General features: G+C 34.9%; 2 protein-coding genes. Both read left to right on the top strand.

Annotation, left to right across the window (positions count from 1 at the left end; translation table 11 throughout):
• The first annotated feature begins 84 nt into the window (after positions 1 to 84).
• The gene (gene istA / locus AB8U03_RS17985) at positions 85 to 1692 is read left to right on the top strand and encodes an IS21 family transposase (RefSeq protein ID WP_369705923.1); all 1608 of its coding nucleotides are present in this window, start codon (positions 85 to 87) and stop codon (positions 1690 to 1692) included.
• A gap of 3 nt (positions 1693 to 1695) precedes the next feature.
• Positions 1696 to 2445, top strand: coding sequence for an IS21-like element helper ATPase IstB (gene istB, locus AB8U03_RS17980; RefSeq protein ID WP_369705922.1), 750 nt, complete (start codon positions 1696 to 1698; stop codon positions 2443 to 2445).
• Positions 2446 to 2557 lie beyond the last annotated feature (112 nt).

The following is a 2557-nucleotide window of genomic DNA, read 5'->3' as shown; positions in this document are numbered from 1 at the left end:
TGTTTATGTTAACATAAAAATAGGTCAAACGCTCATTGAAAAATAGGTCACTTAATAACCAAAATATGTTATTCTCTTAGTATTATGCTAAGAGGAGGACAGGAGGAAGTGATCACGCTGACACAAAAACAAAAGGTAATATTAAAACATATTGATGGAATGAGCAACCGGGCTATTGCAAAAGAATTACACATGAGCAAGGATACTATAAATAAATATGTCAATGAGTATCAACATCAAAAAACAGAATTGTTGCTTATTAATCCTGGATTGGATCAATCCGAACTTATTCAAGCAATTGTTGAAAAGCCAAAATATCATTCTAATGGACGTAAACCTGTAAAGGTCACACAACAAATTTTGGATATCATTGAAGAATGCTTGGAATCAAACAGAAAGAAACGTTCAGAAGGCAGAGCAAAGCAGACCATGAAAAAAATAGACATTCACGAATATCTGATAAAACAGGGATGTAGTATCAGTTATTCAACAGTTAAACGTCTTGTGAACCAAGATGAGGTGAGACATAGGGAAGCTTTTATAAGACAGGAATATAAATTGGGTGATATTTGTGAGTTCGACTGGGGTGAAGTGAAACTTGATATTGGGAGCTCAGGATTTAAGAAATATCAGATGGCAGTATTTACACCTGTAAAAGCAAACTATCGTTTTGCCATACTGTTTAAGTCACAGGATACACCGGCATTTCAGCAGTCACATGCAGAGTTTTTTGAACACTGCGGCGGCTCTTATAAAACCATGGTATACGATAATATGAAAGTTGCAGTAAAAAAATTTGTAGGATTTCATGAAAAGGAACCAACTAAGGCTCTAACTGAACTTTCTATTTACTATGGATTTAACTTCCGGTTTTGTAATATTGCCGCAGGCAACGAGAAAGGGCACGTTGAGAGAAGTGTTGAATACGTAAGAAGACATGCATTTAGTGGACCTTATCATGAAACATTTGACAGCCTTGCAAAAGCAAATCAATATCTTTTTGAAACATGTATGAACTTGAATAAAAAAAGAATTTCCAGTTGTATTATACCACTTGAGATATTTGAGCAGGAAAAGAAATTTTTGCTGCCGCATCTGCCAAAGTTTGAAAGCTGCATAATCTCTGAAAATAGGGTGGACAAGTACTCAACTATTGTTATAAGTCAAAACCATTATTCTGTCCCAGACATCTATGTAAATAAACTGGTGTTAGTAAAAACATATACAGATAAGGTTATAGTCTATTATGATAATGCTGTAATAGCCGTACATAACCGCAGTTATGTGAATCACGATTGGAAGATAGAATTGAAGCATTATCTGAGAACCCTGTATAAAAAACCAGGTGCCCTTCACAAAAGCACGGCACTGCTTCAGGCGGACACCAAAATTAAAAACATCTACGAGCATTATTATAATAATGATGCAAAGACATTTCTACATGTTCTTGAAATTATTTATGAAAAAGGTATAGATGCTGTTTGTGATGCATTAAGGGAACTGGAGAGAATTTCACCACTTGATATGAGTGCCGACAAAGTAAATGTTGTCTGTGACAGTTATGCGGCGAAGGAAAATACTATAAAAAGAGATTATAATGATCATATTTCCCAAAAATCACGAAATACCCTTTCGATGTATAACCAGCTGGCTAAAATTCAATCAGGAGTTTTAAGGGAGGAAGCTTTATAGAAAATGAAAGTTAAATTAAACGAAGAAATCAAAGAATACTGCCGTATCTTAAAACTTCACGGGATACAGGAACATTTTGAAGAGGCAATGGGTGAATCAAGTGACTATGAAGATTTTCTTCATAAACTGCTGACTTATGAACTGGTAGAAAAAGATAAACGTAGTGTGGAATGTCGTATACGCAATGCAAAATTTCCATACAGAAAATATTTAGAGGATATTGAAACAAAATATCTTCCAATCCCAATGAAAAAGATACTGCCGGAACTGGCTACAATGAAATTCATTGAACAGGGGAAAAATGTAATTATGTCTGGTAATCCAGGGACTGGAAAAACCCATGTCAGTATAGGTCTTGGAATCAAGGCGTGTATGGAAGGATACAAGGTCTTATTTACTACAGTTCCCCTGTTAATTACAACACTTAAGGAATGTAACAGTCAGAAAACACTGCATTACTTTGAAAGACGTTTTGAGAAATATGACCTTGTCATTGCCGACGAATTAGGATATATTTCTTTTGATAAAGAAGGGGCAGAACTTTTATTCACAAATCTTTCTTTACGGGCATCAAGAAAATCTATAATAATAACAACAAATCTTTCTTTTGACAGGTGGGAAGAGGTATTTGGTGATCCCGTCATTACAAGTGCAATGGTAGACAGACTTACCCACAAAGCATATATAGTAGACATGACAGGTGATTCCTACCGACTACGGGAGACATTTGAGGAAAATGGAAAAGTTATTTAACCAAGACACATCACCTATAAAAATATGAACTTATAGGTAGGTGTATATTTTTATAGAGTAAGTGACCTAAAATTGGATGGCCTTTTGACCTAAAAAGTTATTGACATATACA

Origin of the sequence: Clostridium moutaii (assembly GCF_041205085.1) — a bacterium.
Taxonomy (GTDB): domain Bacteria; phylum Bacillota; class Clostridia; order Clostridiales; family Clostridiaceae; genus Clostridium_B; species Clostridium_B moutaii.
Note: the sequence above shows the minus strand (reverse complement) of the source record. Positions and strands in the feature narration are given on the sequence as shown.

What these genes read in the sequence shown, in the direction of transcription:
- istB (WP_369705922.1), top strand. Translation starts at nt 1,696, where the DNA reads ATGAAAGTTAAATTAAACGAAGAAATCAAAGAATACTGCCGTATCTTA.
- istA (WP_369705923.1), top strand. Translation starts at nt 85, where the DNA reads ATGCTAAGAGGAGGACAGGAGGAAGTGATCACGCTGACACAAAAACAA.